Below are 444 nucleotides of genomic sequence, written 5' to 3'. Positions count from 1 at the left end.
TGCCGGCTTCGCTTCCAGCTCGGCGATCTGCCGGGCGATTTCGTCCAGCTCCGCCTGCTTGGGTCGTCTCAGCGCGATGCGGCGGCCGTGGCTGTTGCGCATTGTGCGTCCGACATTGATGTTGGTCGGCGCCCCGCTCGCGGCGAAGCCTGCCCGCCTCGGCTTGAAGCTCAATATCTGCTTGAGGTTGAGCTTGACCAGATCCGGCAGTTCGAGGTCCTCGAAGAAAAGGTCGAGCACCTCTTCGCGCGACAGCACGAAGCGGAAGTCGTCTTCGGATTCCGTAGTCCCCGGAGCCGATCCGTAGCCTCCGCCGCCGCCAGGCTTGTCGATGAGATCGCCAGGGCTGAACGTCTTGTTGCCGGGCAGGATGTGCTGGCGCCGGCCGCTTTGCCTGTCGTCGCCGAAGCTCGGTTCGTCGGTGCCCTTGCGCGGCATCGGCAC

The 444-nt window shown here is 65.3% G+C and carries 1 protein-coding gene; it reads right to left on the bottom strand.

Features of this window, described 5'->3' with window-relative positions:
* Positions 1-444: DUF444 family protein (locus EOA24_RS40810; protein ID WP_127410962.1), on the bottom strand; the 444-nt coding region annotated here is incomplete at both ends.

This window comes from Mesorhizobium sp. M2A.F.Ca.ET.039.01.1.1, from assembly GCF_003998035.1.
In the GTDB taxonomy this organism is placed as follows: Bacteria; Pseudomonadota; Alphaproteobacteria; order Rhizobiales; family Rhizobiaceae; genus Mesorhizobium.
The sequence above is the reverse complement of the archived record's forward strand: the minus strand, read 5'-3'. Positions and strand labels throughout refer to the sequence as shown.